We start from the raw sequence: 18446 nt of genomic DNA, 5'->3' as shown, positions 1-18446 counted from the left end.
GACCAGGAGCGCGCGCTAACGGTTGTGCCAGTAACGCGGGTGTTCGCTGCGGTATTCGCGCACCGTGATCTCCCGGCCGAACGTGAAGCTGATCGCGCCCGATTCGTCGGTGCGCAGGCGGCGGATGCCGAGCGCGCCGTAGCGCTCCCAGACCTCCCGCTTGGGGTGCCTGTAACGATTGCGATGCCCGACCTGGAAAACGCCGATCTTGGGCTGCACGGCCGCAAGGAAGGCCGGCGTAGACGAGGTGCCGCTGCCGTGGTGAGGCACCAGCAGGACGTCAGCGCGCAACGCCTGCGGCGCATCCCGTACCAGCCGGGCTTCCTGGGCCGCCTCGATGTCGGCCGCCAGCAGGATCGCACGGCCGGCGCGCGAGATCCGCAGCACGCAGCTCCGCGCATTCGGTTTCAGGCCGGGATCGTCGTAACTGGCATCGGTCGGCTGCACCATGTCGAACAGCACGCCGTCCCACTCCCAGCGCTGGCCCGCCACGCAGCGGCGATGCTGCTTCGCGCCCTTCACGACGGGATGGGCCGGGCCCAGCGAACTGGCCACCCATCCGACATCGAGCGCTGCCAGCAGGCTCGTTGCGCCGCCGACGTGGTCGCTGTCGCTGTGGGTAACGACCAGCCCATCGAGCCGCTTGATCCCGCGCGCGCGCAGGTAAGGCAGCAGCACGCGGGTGCCGCCGTCCTGCCCCGGCGCGTATTGCGGGCCGGTGTCGTAGAGCAGCCGGTGTCCGTGGGTCTCGACCAGCAGCGCCATGCCCTGGCCGATGTCGAAGGCGGTGACCGTGAAGCTGCCGGGTGCGGGCGTCGCCGGCAGCAGCAGGAACAGGGGCAACCAGGTGGCGGCGCCCGCCCAGCGGTGCGGCCAGCCGCGCGGCGCCAGCATCCAGGCCGTGCCGGCCAGCGCCAGTGCGAACAGCCAGGGCGGCGGCGCGGGCGCGCTCCAGACGGCAGCAGGCAGCGCCGCCAGCCATCCGAGCAGCGCGGCCAGCGACGCGATGGCGAAGTGGGCGGCCCACAGCACCGGCTGCGAGAGCGGCACCGGCAGCAGGCTGCCCAGCAGCGCCAACGGCGTCACGACAAAGCTCACCACGGGAATCGCCAGCGCATTCGCCAGCGGCCCGACGACCGACACCTGGGAGAACAGCAGCAGCGTCAGCGGCACCAGGCCGAGGGTGACCGCATACTGGGTGCGTGCGGCCAGCTTGAACGCGCCGCGCCACCCATTTTCCTCGCGGCCTATCCGTCCCAGGCCCGCGTACAGGATTGCCGCGACCGCGCCGAACGACAGCCAGAAGCCCGGCCACAGCACGGCCCAGGGATCGATCAGCACGACCAGGCCGAGCGCGAGGCACAGGATGTGCGACACACTGGCGAGGCGCCCGGTCCAGAGGGCCAGCGCCACTACGGCCAGCATGTACAGCGTGCGCTGGGCCGGCACGCCGAAGCCGGCCAGCAGCACGTACAGCAGCGCGCCGCCGGCCCCGGCGAGCGCGGCCACCTTCTGCGCCGGCAGCACCAGCGGCCAGGCGCCCGCCGTGAAGCCCGAGCGGCGCCACAGGCCGGACGCGGCGAAGGCGCACAAGCCTGCGATCATCGTGATGTGCAGCCCGGAGATCGCCACCAGGTGGCTCACGCCGGTGCGGTTGAAGACGTCCCAGTCCGACTGGGCGATGCCGCGCTGGTCGCCGACGACGAGCGCGGCGATGACGCCTGCGTAGGGCTCGCCCGCGAGCGCTCTCTCGATGCGCTCGCGCAGCAGGTAGCGGCCGCGTTCGACGAGGTTCCCGGGCGTGGCGACGAAATCGTCGAGCCGCCGGTTGACTCCACCCGTGCCGCCCGCGCGCACGTAGCCGGTGGCGCGCACGCCCTGCCCCAGCAGCCAGGCTTCGTAGTCGAAGCCGTACGGATTCGCATTCCCGTGCGGCCGCTGCAGGCGCACCGTCAGGCGCCAGCGCTCGCCGGGCCGCAGCAGCCGCCCGTCGACGTCGCCGCGGTACCAGGACAGGGCCAGCTTGGTCGGAACGCTCGCCGCGCCCGCCGGCACGGTGTCGACCCTGAAATGGAAGCGCTGCCCCTGGCCGAAATCGTGCGGCAGGTTGTCGACCGTGCCGACGATGTCGATGTCGCGGCCCTCGTCGGCCTGCTCGAGTTGCGAGGAGAGCGCAGCGTGGGCGAGGATGGCGGACCAGCAGAAGCCGAGCAGCGCGCCTGAGACGGCCGCGCATGGCGGTTTGCGGGATAGGAGCAGCAGCATGAGCGCGGCCAGTGCGCAGGCGAGGATCCGCCAGGCGTCGGCCAGCGTGGCGCTGGTCTGCAACAGGGCTGCGCCGGCAACGAAGCCGAGGATGGCGGAGCGCATCGATCGTTAAGCGCTATGCCTTGCGGGCCGGCGGCGTTAGTTTGCGTGCGCTCTGCCTGGACGGGGTTACAGGCCGGGACCGGATGCTGGACAAGATTCGGTCCCAGAGCGCCGTGGCCGCGTCCTGGGACAAGGATGAAGAAACCGGGCCGTTCTCGCCTTTTCCCGTATACATCTTGAAAACGACGTGGGGAACGCGAACGTCGTCTTCCGTCCCGGCGACCTCCCACCAGAAGGTGTGAACGACGGTATCGCTCCGCTCGACGACCCGTGTGACTACCTCGTCGCCCAGGATACCTCCGATCGTCCGCGGAGCTGCCCGCAACTTGGTGACGCGTGTCTTTTCGGCCGATGTCAATCCTGCCGCTGTTTCCATTGTTCTTTCGAGTAAACCTTGGCTGGCTGGCTTGTTGCCCGCCGCCAGAATGGCCATGAATGCGATGTCGGGATGGCTCGGCAGCCGGGCAAACATCATGACTTGTTCGCCTTGATCGGCGCTTAGCGGATCGCGAAACCAGGCACGGTGGACGCAAAACCCGGGTTCTGTAGGCACCCGGTTGTCCGGGTTGGGCACCAGCTTGGCGACCAACCTTCTCAGGTTGTCGATCTGGCCGGGGTCGTAATGGTCTGCCGACAGCTCAAAGCTCATTCCTTGGCCATGGACGAGTGCTTCGATTGCGACGTTTTCGTCCCGGTAGCGTTCCAGTTCCAGGCCGTTTGCCTGGGTGCCTTCCCTGACCGTCTGGCTGTGTACGAAAATCTTCCCTATGACACCGTTGTCTGTCTTCACTTCGCTGACCGATACGAGGTTCTTGTCTCCCGCGAACTGGTCAGGTGTATTCCGCAGCCTCGCTTCGCGCAGGCCCAGGCGCGCCTTGAAGGCAGCTTCCGGCTCGTCGAATGAAGAGATGTCGAAGCCATCGACACGTGGCTGTGCCAATTCCAGCCGCGCTTCGTCCGGCATATCGATCAGGAACCTGCCCATGCATACCGGCGTCATTTTCCTGGTGATTCGCGCCACCTCGTCCCTGTCGCGACGATCCGCCTCCTCCTTGCGCAGCTGTCCCATAACCAAGGCCGCCGCGACACCGGCGACGGCGCTCACAGCCAGCATTGACGCCGACCAGTTCCAGGCCTGCCGCTTCACGTTTGCTCCGAATCGTTGCTGCCTTGCGCGGCCGCCTGGGCTAACCGCACCAGGTGCCACGCACCGCGCCGCTCGATCGACTTGGCAGCGTTCCCGGAGCGGACGAAACCGCCGGGCGGGAGCGCAAACGGCACTGGCGGCAGCAGGCTGCCTTGGGCACACCAGCGTGTGACGTCGAGCGGCCCCGGGTCCTCGCGAAGCCACCATCCGCTTTGCGGGCAGCGCTCGCCAGCCCAGGCGTAGGCGCCGAGCGAAGTTGGCTGCGGTTCGGCGGCGACAGGCTTTGGCGGCTGCGCCGGGCGTAAGCGGATGCTGGACGATATTTTGTCCCACAGTGCCGTGGCTGCCTCTCGGGACAGCGACGAGGGCACCGGTCCCCTGCTGCTCTTTCCGGTATCCATCTTAAAGGAGAGGTGCGGAATAAAGACATTGTCTGCCGTCCCATTGACCTCCCACCAAAAGCTGTAGACGATCGATTCGTTTTCCTCGTCGAACCGCTGCGCCACCTCGTCTCCGACCAATCCACCGATGCTTCTCCGGCCAGTTCGCAGACTAGCGATACGCGCTTTCTCGGCCAGCGACAGCCGCCCGTGCGATTCTGCGTTTCGTTCATGAAGCCCTTTCTCTTCAGGTTTCGCTCCCGCCAGCAGAATCAAGGAAAAATCGATATCGGGATGGCTCGGCAACCGGGCGGACATCATGACGCGCTCGTGCTGCGCTGCCCTGAGCGGATCCCGAAAAAAAGCCCGGTCAATGCAGAAGCCGGGTTCCGTAGGGGGTTTGTTGGTAGGGTTCGGTACGGCCTGGGAGACCAGCTTGATCAGGTTTCCTACCCGGTCAGGACGATAATCGTCGGCGGAGAGATCGATGCTGACGCCATGGCCGTGCACAAGGGCCTCGATTGCAATACCTTCGTAGCGGTAGCGTTCCAGCTCCAAACCCCTGGCGCGCGTGCCTTCGGTCACAGTCCGACCGTGCACGAAAAGCTTTCCCGTCAGGCCGCTCTCAGTGGCGATGTCCCTCGCCACTTCCAGGTTCTTGTCGCCGCCGGGCCGGTCCGGCCTGGCCCTGATCTCGGCCTCTCGCCGCGCCAGGCGCGCCTTGAACTCATCGACAGGTTCGTCGAAAGCGGCAATCTCCAGACCGTGGATGCGGCCCTGGGTCAGCTCCACCTGCGCTTCGTCGGGCAGGTAAATCAGAAATCTGCCGACGCAAACCGTCTTCATCTTTGCCGTCACGCGCGACACCTGCTGCCTGTCCTGGCGCGCCTGCCGCTCGTCGTGGATCTGTGCGCCGGCCCAGGTCGCGACGACACCTGTCATCGTGACGGCAGCGAGCACCTTCGCCAGCTTAGGCTGTATAAGCCGCTTCACGTAGGCTCCGCGCTGTTGCCAGCTGCTTGCGCGGGCGCGTCGGCCAAGCGCACCAGACGCCACGCACCGCGCCGCTCGATCGACTTGGCCGCGTTCCCCGAGCGGCCGAAACCGCCGGGCGGGAGCGCAAACGTCGCTGGCGGCAGTAGGCTGCCCTGGGCAAACCAGCGCGTGCCGTCCAGTGCCCTCGGGTCCTCGCAAAGCCACCAGCCGCTGGCCGGGCATGGCAGCCCGGTCGCAGCGAAGCTCCCGACCGGCACACCTTGCTGCTCCATCACGCCCGGGCCGGAACCATCCGACGTGATGCTGGCCGCCGCCACCGGCGTCGCCTGGGCCAGCGGCAGGGACGGCGGTACCCGCTTGCGGCCGCGCTTGTCGACCAGCTTCCACGACGTCTGGGTCTTCGATTCGAAGCTCGGCTGCACGCCGCGCAGCTTCTCCCAGAGGGTTTGCGGAGGCAGCAGCAAGGCCTGGGGCATGCGGTCGCCCTTCCTGATGTACTGGCGCTGGCCACCCAGCACGCCGATACCGTTGCCGCCGTCGCTGCACTGCCACCAGCCGCTTTGCGGGCAGCGCTCGCCAGCCCAAGCGTAGGCGCCGAGTGGCGTCGGCGGTGGGTCCGCATCAACGATTTTTAGCGGCGCAACCGGCCTCAAGCGGATGCTGGACGAGATTTTGTCCCACAAGGTGAGCGCCGCGGCCTCCGACATCGATGTGGGAACAGGTCCATTGTCGCTCTTGCCTGTGTTCATTTTAAAAACGAGGTGAGGAACAAAAACGTCGTCTTCAGTCCCGTTCACTTCCCACCAGAAACTGTAGACGCGCGCGTCGTTATCCTCGATAGCGCCTCTGACAAGCTCATCTCCAAGAATTCCGCCAATTGTGCGTGGAGCCGCTCGCAATTTGGAAATGCGTACCCTTTCGATCAGCGGTGCCTGTTCATCCGCTGCCGAATCTCTCTCGAGAAGACCTTCTTCGTCAGGCTTGAGCCCTGCCGCCAGAATAAGTACGAACTCGATATCGGGGTGGCTCGGCAGACGGGCGAACATCATCACCCGCTCATTTTGGTCGGCCTTCAACGGATCTCGGACATAAGCGCGGTCGACGCAAAATCCCGGTTCCGTCGGGCCTTTATTTTCAGGATTGGGGACGAGCTGAGCGACAAGCTTGGAGAGGTTCTCTATTCGCTCGGGGGAATAACTGTCGGCCACGAGATCAACGCTGGTGCCGGAAGCGTGCACAAGCGCCTCGACAGCAATACCCTCGTAGCGATAGCGCTCCAGTTCCAAGCCGTTCGCAGCCGTACCTTCGCTCACTGTTCGGCCGTGCACGAATATTTTGCCGACCATGCCGCTACCATTCTTGACCTGCTTCACCGACTCGAGATTACGGTCTCCACCGAGCCGGTCAGGCTTGGCTTTTAGCTGCGCCTCACGCGCTGCAAGGCGTTTCTGGAATTGCTCTCCGGATTCGTTGATGGTAGCGATGTCAAAGCCGTGAATGCGCGCCTGCGCCAATTCAACCTGGGCCTCTTCGGGCATGTCGATCAAGAACCGCCCAACGCACACCGTTTTCATCTTCTCGGTCATTCGTGCCACCTCGTGTTCGTCGCGACGTGCTGTTTCATGTTTATTCATGACCTCGCCTACAGCCCAGGTCGCCGCCACCCCCGCGATAACGATCCCGGCCAGCAGCTTTGCCAGCCTGTTCTGGGCCCACCGTTTCACGAAATCTCCTGGACAAGCTTAACGATCAGGCGGAGCGTTAACAGCAGCATGTCGTCGTTCTTATAGGCTTCCTGATGGTCGTAGCCCCGGGTTGCGAACGCTTGCTTCACTTTACTGGCTACCCCAGCACCAGACTGAAACGGGACCGTTCCATCGCCTCTTGCATCCTGTCCTTCTGGTGCAAAGTGCAGTTCCGTCTTACCTTCGACCAACACACGGCGTTGGCCGTCAAAGGTATGGCCCAGTAATTGCGCGCTGGTGACGTTTCCGGGAGTAAGCGTGCCGGGGGACCCTGCCTCTTGCCTGGCAGTCCATCGCACCTGCGAGTACGACTGCTCGTCCTGGTCGTCCCCGTAAAAAGCATATGTATTGGGATGGTAGTAATCCCCTAATGCACGGTGAAAGTTCTCTGCGGTCGCAATCGCTGACTTGACTGCGTTTTCTACCCCCCCGGGAGTTTCCCGATACTTTTGGGCTGGATCCACCAGGGATGGGTCTATCAAGCGATACCACGACTTCAAGTCCCTGTATAAATCGTACGGATTCGGTGTTCGCGCGTTTGGAAGGTGCAGATAATCCGTCACCACCTGCTTGCGCTGGACAACTCCGTCCTTTGCACCGTATTTCGGCGCCTGAGGTGCGCCAATGGATTTCATCACCCGGACATGTAACCAGGGGTGCGGGTAAAGGTGGTTCGGCAGTAATTCAAGCGCTCCCGGTGATGTAGCAAGGACGGGCGTTGTTTTCGCAGCTGTTTCGCCGAGGATCTTGGCGACTCTGGAGGCCTTGAAGTTCTGCGCCGGGTGGTTACTTGGGCTTGACACCTCCGTTCCGCACGCGATCCGGCGGTAGGCAACCGGAGCTCCCAGCGCAGGCATGACACCGTGGATGACGCCGGCGATCTTGTCCGGGATACGCTTCGCGCACGCCCTTGCTACGAGTCCCCCCATCGAGTGAGTCACCAGAATCACCTTGTCGCAGCGCCGTTTTGTTTTTGTCCAGTACTCAATGATGCTGTGAATGCGCTTCTCAAGCCGCTGCGACGATTTCTCGCAATCTTCGAGCCAGTTGTAGCCGACTGAATAAATCGGAAAGTAATGTCGCGCGTGTATCTCAAGCTGGCGTTCCGTCAGCGGCGCGAATTCACGCAAGCCCCATCTGCGAGGATCGCAGGCCATTACATCTTTCCAGTGCTTCCTGATAAAGCGCTTCTTATCCGGGCCCTCGGATCCAAAAGTTTGGTTCAAGCGTGTTTGTAACGCATAGAGCAATGCGCCGTACGACTCGGCGTGAACCTCGCCCCAGCCGAGTTGGCGTACTTCGCTTTCGGTTAACACATATCCGTCGTCCGAGTCTGGTATGAAGACCGGTCCGCTATCGTCCACTTCCAGGGTGGCGGGCTCCAATAGCATTTGACGGTCTTTTGCCGACATTCGGCCCCAGTCGGACGAGGCAAGCCAGCCTTCGTGTGCGCCGTTGGGCGGACGCCAAGCTGGCTGACCAGGTGCGGCCTTCTCGTTTCGTTCGCTCTTTTCGTTGTTTTTCCCACCTGATCCCGGCTTACGCTTGGCACGCAGATTGGTCCCCATGATGCCCGGTACGACGATGACCGGAATCACATGATTGGGAGGCATGAGCCCCTCTCCGCGGAGCTTATGTTCTGTCGAAGACATGAATGAACGTGCCTCCCATCCCCCATTGGCTAGGGGAATGAGCGGCGGCAGTGGCCGTGTCGATTCACTCATGAACGCTGTTACCCATCACCGGCGTCAAGGAAGCAGCTCGAACCGCACCGGCCCCAGCGCGGCGCTCTGTACCAGCGCGGTGCGGCCATCCTCGTCGCTGACGCCGTCGATCGTGCTGCCGTCCTCCAGGTGGGCGATGTAACGCTGGTTGGGTATCGGTTCGCGCGTCTGCAGGTGGCGCAGGACGAGGCGCTCGTCGGCGCGGATCTTCGAGGCGGCGAAGTCGAGGGTCGACGGGGTGCCGCCGCCGGGGCCGGCGTGGGCGATGTCGCTGGCTTTTACGACGTGCTGGCCGCTGCTCTGCTGGACGATGCTGCCGTCCGCCCATTCCGTCTGCGCGCCTTTCGAGACGATCCGTACCAGCGGCGCCTCGATGTGGATGGCCTCCGACGAGATCAGGCTGATGCGGCCGGAGGACTTGACCTCGACGCCGCCCTGATGGGCCTCGATCGCCACGTTGCCGCGCCCGGCCACCAGCTTGATGCCGAGCGCCTGCGCGAAGGCGCTGATCGAGCGCGCGGCGCGCACGAAGACGTTGCGGCCGGCGGCAGCCTCCAGATCGCCGCCGCTGACCAGGTCGACCTTTTTCTCGGATCCCAGCGCCACGCTGTCGTTACTGGCCAACACGATGCCGGCCGGCGCGGTGACGGCGACCATCGGGGCAGCCCCGCCGCCTGCGCCGGGGGCGACGTTGGTGCCGGCGTCCCATCCCTTGAGCTTGTCGACCAGTTCGGCCAGGCGCGCGCTGCTCTCTTCGTCGCCGGCGTGCTCCGCCGCCAGCCGGGCCATCTCGTCCGCCACGCTCTGCATCAGCGCCGCCAGGCCGACAAGTCCGGCGCGCGCGAGCTGGGTTCCCTCGCCGGCCGGCGATGCCTCGGCCGAGACCAGCACCCCTTCCCGGCCGCGGATGGCAACGGCGCGCTCGCTGCGCAGTTCGGCGCCTTCTCCGCGCGGGGCGGCGGCGCCGTCGGCGCGCGGGCGGGTGAGCCAGCCCAGGTTCAACTGCGATTGGGCGTGGTCGCTGGCCAGCTGGGCGCTGATTTCGCCGCGCGTGTCGTCGAAGCGCATCTGGTTGGCGCGGCGGCCGCCGATCTCGCGGCTGCGCAGGCCCGACAGGTAGCGGTTGCCCGGCAGTTCGCCGTCCGGGCTGAGCGCGGGCGGCATGGCGCGGCTGTTGAACAGCTGGGACAGGACGATCGGCCGGTCGGGGTCGCCGCCGAGGAAGGCGACCAGCACCTCGGTGCCGACGCGCGGCAGGCCGAGGGCGCCGCATTGCTGGTGGCTGCCCGGGCCGTTGCCGGCCCAGTTCGAGGCGACGCGTACCCAGGCCGAATCAGCCGGCGCGCCGGATGCGCCGGCGCCGTTCGCGTGGCCGTGGTCGGCCGGGCGCATGCCGGGAAAGCGGATCTTCACCCGTCCCAGCGCGTCGCAATGCACCTCCTCGTTTTCCGGGCCGACGACGATCGCGCTTTGCAGCTGCGGATGCGGCAGGTCGACGCGCGGATCGTAGGCGGGAACGAAAGGCACCCCGCGCCGCACGGCCGTGAAGCGCACCTGCACGTGGGCGTCCGGCTTCGCATGTGCGGCACTGGCTTGCCATCCGTTGCGGGCAAGGAGGCGCTCGATCCGGGCCGACAGGTCGCCCGGCAGGTTGTTGGTCACGCTCGCATGCAGCTCTGTGATCACGAACTGGCGCTCGGCCGGCAGGTGGGTGTCGATCTCCGGATGGCCGGCCAGTGAGAAGTACTGCCCGGCGCAGAAGTCGCGCACGCTGCCTTCGCCGTGGAAGCACTTCGCTTCGAACTCGTGGCGGTGCATGCGCAACTGGCCGAGGCGCCAGTGGTCTTCAAAATCGTTGCCCGCGTGCGGCGCTTCGACCAGGTAGTCGTCGAGGCTGGCGGCGAATCCGCTGCCCAGGTTGCCCTGGTCGCTCCCGGCGCGGGTGGTGGCGGCCATGAAGTGGGCGCCGCCCGGGTTCTTGTAGTCCCAGCTGTGGCGGGTGGTGCTGCCCGGCTGGAGGCTGCGCGCGCCGCCCCAGGAGGTGATGGTGTCGCGCTCTTCGGTCGCGTCATCGCGGTGGTAGCGCACCGTGCCCGCCGCGTTCTCCGGCAGGTTGGCGGCGTCGGCGAACAGCACCAGCGTGTGGGCCGGGATGCGGTCGTGGGCGGCGTCGATGCTGCTGGTGCGGCTGCGGCCGGCGCGGATGGTCCACGAGATGCCGCGGCGGCGCAGCAGGCGGCGCACGAATGCGGCGTCCGACTCGTTGTACTGCATGGTCTGCTCGCGCCGCGGATAACGCTCGATGTCGAGCAGCGGATCGATCTCGTACTCGAAGGCGCCGGCCAGAGTGGTGTTCGCGTGGCGCCATTCGTCGAACAGCACCTGCACGATATCGAGTTCGTTCAGCTGGCGGAAGATGCGGCTGTTGACGCGCTTTTCCATGATCGAGAGCGCATCACGCAGCACCAGCTGGTAGGTGGCGAGGCCGCCGTCGCTGTCGCCGGAACGCGCTTCGGTGACGATGCCGCAGATGCTGCGCAGGCCGCCCCGGTCGAGCACGACCTGCACTTCGGCCGGCAGCGCGATCAGCTCCTTGAGCGGCAGGGCCGGGTCGCTCGCCACGCAGGCCACCCGGTATTCGATACCGCCGCACACCGCCTCAACGCCGCTGACGCGTTGTGGGAGAAGCACATCGTCGAGGAGTCCATCGGCATGGGCGAGTCGCAGGCGGAGGACGCGGTGCGCGGTGCTCAGTGACTGCTCGTGCTGCAGCACGCGGAGGAACTCGCTCGCGCTATCCAATTTCGTCTCCCAGGCCGAAAAAGCCATGGTCGCACGAACCCGACATTACCAAGTTGCGGTCTGTCATCGCTTCCGGGGTCAAACGGACTGAACTTTTACGCTCGCCGGCCGCTCCGCTGTATGCATGAACAGTCGAGGCTGGCAGAGGCGGATGGTTCCGGGACCCCCGTGCGATTTATGCGAGCAGCGCCTCTAATCGCGGGATAGCCGCGACCGAACTGCGCCACGCCGCCGCGCGCACCTCGTCCTCGCCCAGTCCGCGCAACTGCGCCAGCGCCGCGCCGATCGCCGGCAGCTGTTCAGGGCTGTTGCGTACCGGGTGCACCCAGCTCGGTGCGATGTCGGGCGCATCGGTCTCCAGCACGATCCGATCGAGCGGCAGGCCGGTGGCCAGGCGCCGGATCTGCAGCGCGCGCGTGAAGGTCATGGCGCCGCCGAACCCGAGGTGCATGCCGAGCTTGATGAAGGTGTTCGCCTGCTGCTCGCTGCCGTTGAAGGCATGCGCAATGCCCCCTGGCGGCGTCACCTGGCGCAGGTGTTTCAGGACCTGGTCCTGCGAGCGCCGGACATGGGTCAGCACGGGCAGGCCGAAGTCACGCGCGATGCGCAACTGCTCCCGGAAGAAGCGCTCCTGCTTCTCGCGCATGGCCGGCTCGCACAGCAGCGGGATGAAGAAATCGAGGCCGATCTCGCCGATGGCGACGAAGCGCGGATCGCCCATCGCCGCCTCCACCTGGCGGCGCAGCACGGCCAGGTCTTCGTCGCGCGCCTGCGGTACGTAAATCGGATGGATGCCGAGTGCATAGCTGGCGTTCGGGACGCTGTGCGCCAGCTGCGCGACAGCGTCGAAATTGCCGCGCTCGACCGCCGGGATCACGATCATCGACACCCCCGCCGCCCCGGCGCGCGCGGCGATGCCGGGCGCATCCTGCCCGAACTCGTGCGCGTCCAGGTGGCAGTGGGTGTCGATCCAGCCCAAGCTCAGGCCTCCATCGGCTGCAGCCCGTGTTCGGTCAGGCGCAGGGCGCGGTCGCAGCGGCGCGCCAGTTCCATGTCGTGGGTGACGATGACGAACGCGGTGCCGAGGGTGCGCGAGAGTTCGAGCATCAGGTCGAAGATGGTGAGCGCGGTCGTGTGGTCGAGGTTGCCGGTCGGCTCGTCGGCCAGCACGCATGCGGGCTGGGTGACCAGGGCGCGCGCCAGGGCCACGCGCTGGCGCTCGCCTCCCGACAATTCGCCCGGCCGGTGCACGACCCGCTTGCCGAGGCCCACGCGCTCCAGGATCGCCTGCGCCTTGACCACGGCCGCCGCATGCTTTTCGCGCCGGATCATCAGCGGCATGGCGACGTTGTCGAGCGCCGAGAACTCGGGCAGCAGGTGGTGGAACTGGTAGACGAAGCCGAGCGAGGAGTTGCGCAGGTCGCCGCGCCGGGTTTCCGAGAGGGTGGCGAAGTCCTGGCCGAGCAGGGTCACCGAGCCGGTGGTCGGCGTGTCCAGGCCGCCGAGCAGGTGCAGCAGCGTCGACTTGCCCGAACCGGAGGCGCCGACGATGGCCACGCGCTCCCCGCGCGCAATCGCGAAATCGATCTGCTCGAGCACCTGGACCTGGTAGTCGCCCTGCTTGAAGGTCTTGCCGAGGCCGCGGCAGGCCAATACCGGCGCCGTCCCCGTAGTCGCGTCGTACTTCATCGTCTCGTTCATCGTCTCGCTTTTCATCGTCTCACTCATAGCGCAGCGCCTCCGCCGGCTTCACGCGCGAAGCCGACCAGCTCGGGTAGAGCGTGGCGGCAAAGGCCAGCAGCACCGCGATGCTGCCGATTCTGGCGACGTCGGGCCAGCGCAGGTCCGACGGCACGGCGGTGAATTGGTAAATATCCTTGGACAAGAACTGCACTCCCAACAGGTTTTCAATGAATGGAACGATCACGTCGATGTTCAGCGCGACCAGCACGCCGCCGCCCACGCCCAGCGCCGTGCCGAGCAGGCCGGCGACCGCGCCCTGCACCATGAAGATCTTCATGATCGACGCCGGCGAGGCGCCCAGGGTGCGCAGGATGGCGATGTCGGGCTGCTTGTCGGTCACCGTCATCACCAGCGTCGAGACGAGGTTGAAGGCGGCCACCGTCACGATCAGGGTGAGGATGATGAACATCATCTTCTTCTCGGTCTGTACGGCGCCGAACCAGACCGCGTTGAGCTTGGACCAGTCGCGCATCACGAGATCGCCCGTCATCGACTTCTCCAGCTCCACCGCCACCTGGGGGGCGGCGTGCATGTCGGCCACGCGCAGGCGCAGGCCGGCGGGCGCGGACAGGCGCTCCATCTTTTGTGCGTCCTCGAGGCCGATGAAGGCCAGGCTGGCGTCGAACTCCATGTGGCCTGATTCGAAAATGCCGGAGACGGTGAACGAGCGCATGCGCGGCAGCATGCCGGCCGGGGTGGTCTGCGCCTGGGCCAGCAGCATGGTGACCTTGTCGCCCACCTGCACGTTCAGGCCCGCCGCCAGCGCGTAGCCGAGCACGATGTTGAAGCTCCCGGGGGCCAACGAATCGAAACTGCCCTGGCGCATGGTGTTGGCGATATCGGATACCTTGCGCTCGGCGTCCGGCAGCACGCCGCGGATGGTCACCGGGCGCATGGCGCCGTTCTTTTGCAGCAGACCCTGCGACTCGACGAAGGGCGCGGCGCCGAGCACGTTCGGGTTGCGCAGCGCCTCGACCTCGAGCTCGCGCCACTGCGGCATGTCGCCGCGCGCGTCGAACACCTCGATATGGGCCAGCACCGAGAGCATGCGGTCGGTGACCTGCTTCTGGAAGCCGTTCATCACCGACAGCACGATGATCAGGGCCGCGACGCCGAGGCCGATCCCGGCCACCGAGATGAGCGAGATGAAGGAAATGAAGCCGCTGCGCCCGCTGCCCTTGCCTGCGCGGGTGTAGCGCAGGCCGACCAGCCATTCGAAGGGCAATCTGTGGATGATGCTCATGGTGTGCTGTTTCTCGTCTCGACTGTCAGGGATGGGGCTGCGGCGCGCCCCGTCATTCGTAGCGCAGGGCTTCGGCCGGCTTCACGCGCGCGGCCGCCCAGCTCGGGTAGATGGTGGCGACAAAAGCCAGCAGCACCGCCACCCCGCCGATGGTCGCCACGTCCGGCCAGCGCAGCTCGGACGGCATCTCGCTGATCAGGTAGATTTCCTTGGACAGGAACTGGACTCCGAGCACGCGCTCGATGAAGGGCACGATGACATCGACATTGAGCGCCACCGCGACGCCCAGCGCCACCCCTAACGCGGCGCCCAGCACCCCGACCAGCGTTCCCTGCACCATGAAGATCTTCATGATCGAACGCGGCGAGGCGCCCAGGGTGCGCAGGATGGCGATGTCGGCCTGCTTGTCCTTCACCGTCATCACCAGGGTCGAGACCAGGTTGAAGGCGGCCACCGCGATGATCAGGGTCAGGATGATGAACATCATGCGCTTTTGCGAGCCGACAGCGGCGAACCAGATGGTGTTCACCTGCGACCAGTCGCGCAGCACCAGTTCTTCCGGCATGTCGCGGCGCAGTTCCGAGGCCACGCGCGGCGCCTGGTGCAGGTCGCGCAGGCGCAGGCGCACGCCCACCGGGCCGGCCACCTGGGCGGCCTGCGCGGCGTCGTCAATGTGGGCAAAGACGAGCCCGGAATCGAATTCGTAATGGCCGGCCTCGAAGATGCCGGAGACGACGAAAGACAGGGTGCGCGGCATCGTGGCCGCATTCGGGGAGGCTGCGCCGGGCTCGCCGCCCGCCATCAGCATGGCCAGGCGGTCGCCCACCTTGACGTCGAGCGCGGCGGCCAGGGCGCTGCCCAGCACCACGTTCATCGAACCCGGGGTCAGCGACGCGAGGCTGCCCTGCTTCATCTGGCCCGCCACGTCGGACACCCTGCTTTCCGCATCGGGAAGGACGCCGCGCATCAGCACCGGCTTCATCACGCCGTCGCGCAGCAGCATGCCCTGGGCTTCGACGAAGGGCGCGGCGGCCGCCACTTCCGGGTTGCGCTTCGCTTGCCGCTCGACCGCGCGCCAGTCCGGCATGCTGCCGCGCACGTCGAAGATCTCGACGTGGGCCAGCACCGACAGCATGCGGTCGGTGACTTCCTTCTGGAAGCCGTTCATCACCGACAGCACGACGATCAGGGCCGCCACGCCGAGCGCGATGCCGGCCACGGAGATGAGCGAGATGAAGGAAATGAAGCGGTTGCGTCCGCTGCGCTTGCCGGCGCGCGTGTAGCGCAGGCCGACCAGCCATTCGAACGGCAGGGTGTGGACAATACTCATGAAGCTCCGGTTGCAAACGATGACGCCGTGGCCGGCAAGCGCCTGCCACGATATGGCCTTCCGTGTTTTCAAATTTTCAAAATTCTAACACCTCGGGCGTGCGGGCAACAGAACGCGGCAGCAGTGCGGCGCACCGTAGCGTGGTGTGGCGCGGGCGGCACTCATGCATCGCGCATCGTGGGCATGTCCCTCATCCACGGCCCGGATGCCCTACAATCACGGTATGGCCCACATCACGCTCGTCCTGCCCTTCGCCCTCCCCGTTCCCGAATTCGCCCCCGACCTCGTGCGCGCCCTCGCACCCGACGCGCCGGCCCTGGCCGCCCTGCTCTCGCGCACCAGCGAGCACGCGCGGGTCGCGGCCGACGACACGGTGCGTGCGCTGCCGCACGAGCAGTGGCTGGCGCGCGCGCTCGGCCTGGCCAAGGCGGGCCGCCCCGCACTGGCGGTGGCCGCGATGCGCGGGCGCGGCATTGCCGCCGATGCGGGCACCTGGTTCATCGTCAACCCGGCCCACATCGAGATCGCCCGCACCCACCTGCTGATGGCGGACCTGCGCAACCTGCGCCTCTCCGAAGCGGACAGCCGCGCGCTGTTCGAGGCGGCACTGCCGTATGTCGAGGAAGCCGGCCACGCGCTGGTGTACGGCGACGCCCAGACCTGGTTCATGCGCGCCGACGACTGGGCAAGCCTGGACACCGCCACGCCCGACGCCGCGGTCGGCATGGACCTGACCGACTGGATGCCGGCCGGTAAACAGGCGGCCGCCTTCCGGCGCCTGCAGAACGAAGTGCAGATCCTGTGGCACAGCCACCCGGTCAACGCCGAGCGCGAAGCACGCCGCCTGGCGCCGGTGAACGCCTTCTGGCTGTGGGGCGCCGCCCAGGCAGGCAGTGCACGCCCGCCAGCCCCTCGTCTGGCCGCCTTCGACGCCGCGCCCTGGGTCGACGCGCTGGCCGACGCCCATCCGCAAGACCTGCCCGCCTTCGTCGACAGCCTGGAACACGACACCATCCTGGTCTGCGGCAGCGCTGCGGCGCCGGCCATCGGCGCCGACTGGGGCGGCTGGATCGCGCAGATGGGACAGCTTGAAGCTGCGCTGTTCGCACCCATCTTGCATGCACTCACAAAAGGAAACGGCGGGAATGGCCGCGTGCGCAGCGTCAGCCTGGTGCTGAGCCACCGCGACGCCCATACCGCCTGCACCACCAACGCCATGGCGCAACGCAAGTTCTGGCGCCGCCCGACCCTGGACCGACTGCTTTGAAAACCCGAATTTCCACGCGCCCCTGCCCCTTCCGCCAGTCCGAAATGCTGCGCCAGGGCGGCGTGCACCCCGTCCTGGCCCGCGTCTATGCCTCGCGCGGCCTGACCGACCCGCGCGAACTGGCCAGCGAACTGGCCGCCCTCGTGCCGCCCAGCGGCCTGCGCCACATCGACGCGGCCGCCGTGTTCCTGGCCGATTCGATCCAGGGCGGCAAGAAGATGACGATCGTCGCCGACTATGACTGCGATGGCGCGACCGCCTGCGCCGTCGCCCTGCGTGGCCTGCGCGCGATGGGCGCGAACGTCGGCTATATCGTGCCGAACCGTTTCGAGTACGGCTACGGTCTGACGCCCGAAATCGTCGAGCTGACCGCGCGCGAGACGGCGCCCGACGTCATCATCACGGTCGACAACGGCATCGCCAGCATCGACGGCGTGCTGGAGGCGAACCGGCGCGGGATCGAGGTCGTCGTCACCGACCACCACCTGCCGGGCGACGCCCTGCCGCCGGCGCGAGTGATCGTCAACCCGAACCAGCCGGAGTGCGGCTTCCCGAGCAAGCACCTGGCCGGCGTCGGCGTCGTCTTCTATGTGCTGCTGGCCCTGCGCGCCGAACTGCGCCGGCGCGGCGTGTTCGATGCGCAGACCCAGCCCAAGCTCGACAACCTGCTCGACCTGGTCGCCCTCGGCACCGTGGCCGACGTAGTGAAACTCGACGCCAACAACCGCATCCTGGTCGCGCAAGGCATCAAGCGCATGCGCGCCGGGCGCATGCATGCGGGCGTGGCCGCGCTGTTTCGGGTCGCCGGGCGCCAGGCGCGCTGCGCTTCTCCCTTCGACCTCGGTTTCGCCCTCGGCCCCCGCCTGAACGCCGCCGGCCGGCTGGAAGACATGTCGCTCGGGATCGAATGCCTGACCACCGACGACGAGGGCCGCGCCTGGGCCATCGCTCAGCAGCTCAACGAAATCAACCTGAAGCGCCGCGAGATCGAGGCCGAGATGCAGGACACGGCCCTGCTGCACCTGGACGCCTTCGAGCCCAGCGACAGCAGCACCATCGCCGTCTTCGACGAGGGCTGGCACCAGGGCGTGATCGGCATCGTCGCCTCGCGCCTGAAAGAGAAATTCTTCCGCCCGACGATCACCTTCGCGCCGGGCGGGCCTGGCCTGATCAAGGGTTCGGGACGCTCGATCCCGGGCTTTCACATGCGCGACGCGCTGGACCTGGTCTCGAAGCGGGTGCCTGGCCTGATCGACAAGTTCGGCGGCCACGCGATGGCGGCCGGGCTGACCATCCGGCATGAATCCTTCGACGCGTTTTCGCAGGCCTTCGAGGCGGTCGGGCGCGCCTGGCTGACCCAGGCACAGCTCGAGCGCGTGATCGAAACCGACGGGCCGCTCGAGGACGAGTTCTACTGCACCTCCTTCATCGAGCTGATGGACGGCCAGGTCTGGGGCCAGGGTTTCGCGCCGCCGGTGTTCTGCGACGAATTCCGCGTGCTGAGCCAGCGCATCCTGAAGGAAAAGCACCTCAAGCTGCTGCTCGAGAAGAATGGCCGCCGCTACGACGCGATCTGGTTCGGCCACACCGACGGCCTCGGCGACCGGGCGCGGGTGGCGTTCAGGCTGGATGCGAACGAGTACAACGGCGTAACCAAAGTGCAGTTGTTGGTGGAGCACGCCGAACCGGCGTGATGGGT

12 protein-coding genes are annotated in these 18446 nt (G+C 66.7%); 2 read left to right on the top strand and 10 right to left on the bottom strand.

Annotated elements, in window-relative coordinates:
- Window positions 1-15: 15 nt before the first annotated feature.
- From ACWCIA_RS01825 to ACWCIA_RS01780, 10 genes are all read right to left on the bottom strand, one after another.
- Entirely contained in the window at window positions 16-2370 is a 2355-nt protein-coding gene (locus ACWCIA_RS01825; protein ID WP_454160394.1) for a DNA internalization-related competence protein ComEC/Rec2, read from the bottom strand.
- Window positions 2371-2383: 13 nt separating this feature from the next.
- A complete protein-coding gene (locus ACWCIA_RS01820) occupies window positions 2384-3517 on the bottom strand; it encodes a T6SS immunity protein Tli4 family protein (RefSeq protein ID WP_454160392.1) in 1134 nt (377 codons plus the stop codon).
- Window positions 3514-4890: a T6SS immunity protein Tli4 family protein gene (locus ACWCIA_RS01815; RefSeq protein WP_454160390.1), complete on the bottom strand. Its 1377-nt coding sequence runs from the start codon at window positions 4888-4890 to the stop codon at window positions 3514-3516. The genes ACWCIA_RS01820 and ACWCIA_RS01815 overlap by 4 nt, the downstream gene beginning before the upstream one ends.
- Window positions 4887-6617 carry a T6SS immunity protein Tli4 family protein gene (locus ACWCIA_RS01810; RefSeq protein WP_454160388.1) on the bottom strand — a complete coding sequence of 577 codons (1731 nt, stop codon included), beginning with the start codon at window positions 6615-6617 and terminating at the stop codon, window positions 4887-4889. The genes ACWCIA_RS01815 and ACWCIA_RS01810 overlap by 4 nt, the downstream gene beginning before the upstream one ends.
- On the bottom strand, window positions 6614-8251 hold the full coding sequence (locus ACWCIA_RS01805; RefSeq protein WP_454160386.1) for an esterase/lipase family protein: 1638 nt from the start codon (window positions 8249-8251) through the stop codon (window positions 6614-6616). The genes ACWCIA_RS01810 and ACWCIA_RS01805 overlap by 4 nt, the downstream gene beginning before the upstream one ends.
- 135 nt (window positions 8252-8386) lie before the next feature.
- On the bottom strand, window positions 8387-11053 hold the full coding sequence (locus ACWCIA_RS01800; RefSeq protein WP_454160384.1) for a type VI secretion system Vgr family protein: 2667 nt from the start codon (window positions 11051-11053) through the stop codon (window positions 8387-8389).
- 286 nt (window positions 11054-11339) lie between these two features.
- Window positions 11340-12143, bottom strand: a complete 804-nt coding sequence (locus ACWCIA_RS01795) for a TatD family hydrolase (RefSeq protein WP_454160382.1) — start codon at window positions 12141-12143, stop codon at window positions 11340-11342.
- A gap of 2 nt (window positions 12144-12145) precedes the next feature.
- Window positions 12146-12880, bottom strand: coding sequence for a lipoprotein-releasing ABC transporter ATP-binding protein LolD (gene lolD / locus ACWCIA_RS01790; RefSeq protein WP_454160380.1), 735 nt, complete (start codon window positions 12878-12880; stop codon window positions 12146-12148).
- Between the two features lie 4 nt (window positions 12881-12884).
- The gene (locus tag ACWCIA_RS01785; RefSeq protein ID WP_454160379.1) at window positions 12885-14150 is read right to left on the bottom strand and encodes a lipoprotein-releasing ABC transporter permease subunit; all 1266 of its coding nucleotides are present in this window, start codon (window positions 14148-14150) and stop codon (window positions 12885-12887) included.
- 52 nt (window positions 14151-14202) lie between these two features.
- Window positions 14203-15480: a lipoprotein-releasing ABC transporter permease subunit gene (locus tag ACWCIA_RS01780; RefSeq protein WP_454160377.1), complete on the bottom strand. Its 1278-nt coding sequence runs from the start codon at window positions 15478-15480 to the stop codon at window positions 14203-14205.
- Between the two features lie 223 nt (window positions 15481-15703).
- Here ACWCIA_RS01780 and ACWCIA_RS01775 point away from each other — a divergent pair, with 223 nt between their 5' ends.
- Both ACWCIA_RS01775 and recJ read left to right on the top strand, forming a co-directional pair.
- On the top strand, window positions 15704-16747 hold the full coding sequence (locus ACWCIA_RS01775) for a hypothetical protein (protein ID WP_454160375.1): 1044 nt from the start codon (window positions 15704-15706) through the stop codon (window positions 16745-16747).
- Window positions 16748-16791: 44 nt separating this feature from the next.
- Complete coding sequence (gene recJ / locus ACWCIA_RS01770; protein ID WP_454160571.1) at window positions 16792-18441, top strand: single-stranded-DNA-specific exonuclease RecJ; 1650 nt, start codon at window positions 16792-16794, stop codon at window positions 18439-18441.
- The last annotated feature ends 5 nt before the right edge of the window (window positions 18442-18446 follow it).

The sequence above is a fragment of the Massilia sp. SYSU DXS3249 genome, assembly GCF_053668055.1.
The sequence above is the reverse complement of the archived record's forward strand: the minus strand, read 5'-3'. Positions and strand labels throughout refer to the sequence as shown.

Excerpts from the sequence above, each read along its gene's own strand:
- ACWCIA_RS01785 (WP_454160379.1), bottom strand. The coding sequence starts at position 14,150 with ATGAGCATCATCCACAGATTGCCCTTCGAATGGCTGGTCGGCCTGCGC.
- lolD (WP_454160380.1), bottom strand. The coding sequence starts at position 12,880 with ATGAAAAGCGAGACGATGAACGAGACGATGAAGTACGACGCGACTACG.
- recJ (WP_454160571.1), top strand. The coding sequence starts at position 16,792 with ATGCTGCGCCAGGGCGGCGTGCACCCCGTCCTGGCCCGCGTCTATGCC.
- ACWCIA_RS01805 (WP_454160386.1), bottom strand. The coding sequence starts at position 8,251 with ATGCCTCCCAATCATGTGATTCCGGTCATCGTCGTACCGGGCATCATG.
- ACWCIA_RS01780 (WP_454160377.1), bottom strand. The coding sequence starts at position 15,480 with ATGAGTATTGTCCACACCCTGCCGTTCGAATGGCTGGTCGGCCTGCGC.
- ACWCIA_RS01825 (WP_454160394.1), bottom strand. The coding sequence starts at position 2,370 with ATGCGCTCCGCCATCCTCGGCTTCGTTGCCGGCGCAGCCCTGTTGCAG.
- ACWCIA_RS01775 (WP_454160375.1), top strand. The coding sequence starts at position 15,704 with ATGGCCCACATCACGCTCGTCCTGCCCTTCGCCCTCCCCGTTCCCGAA.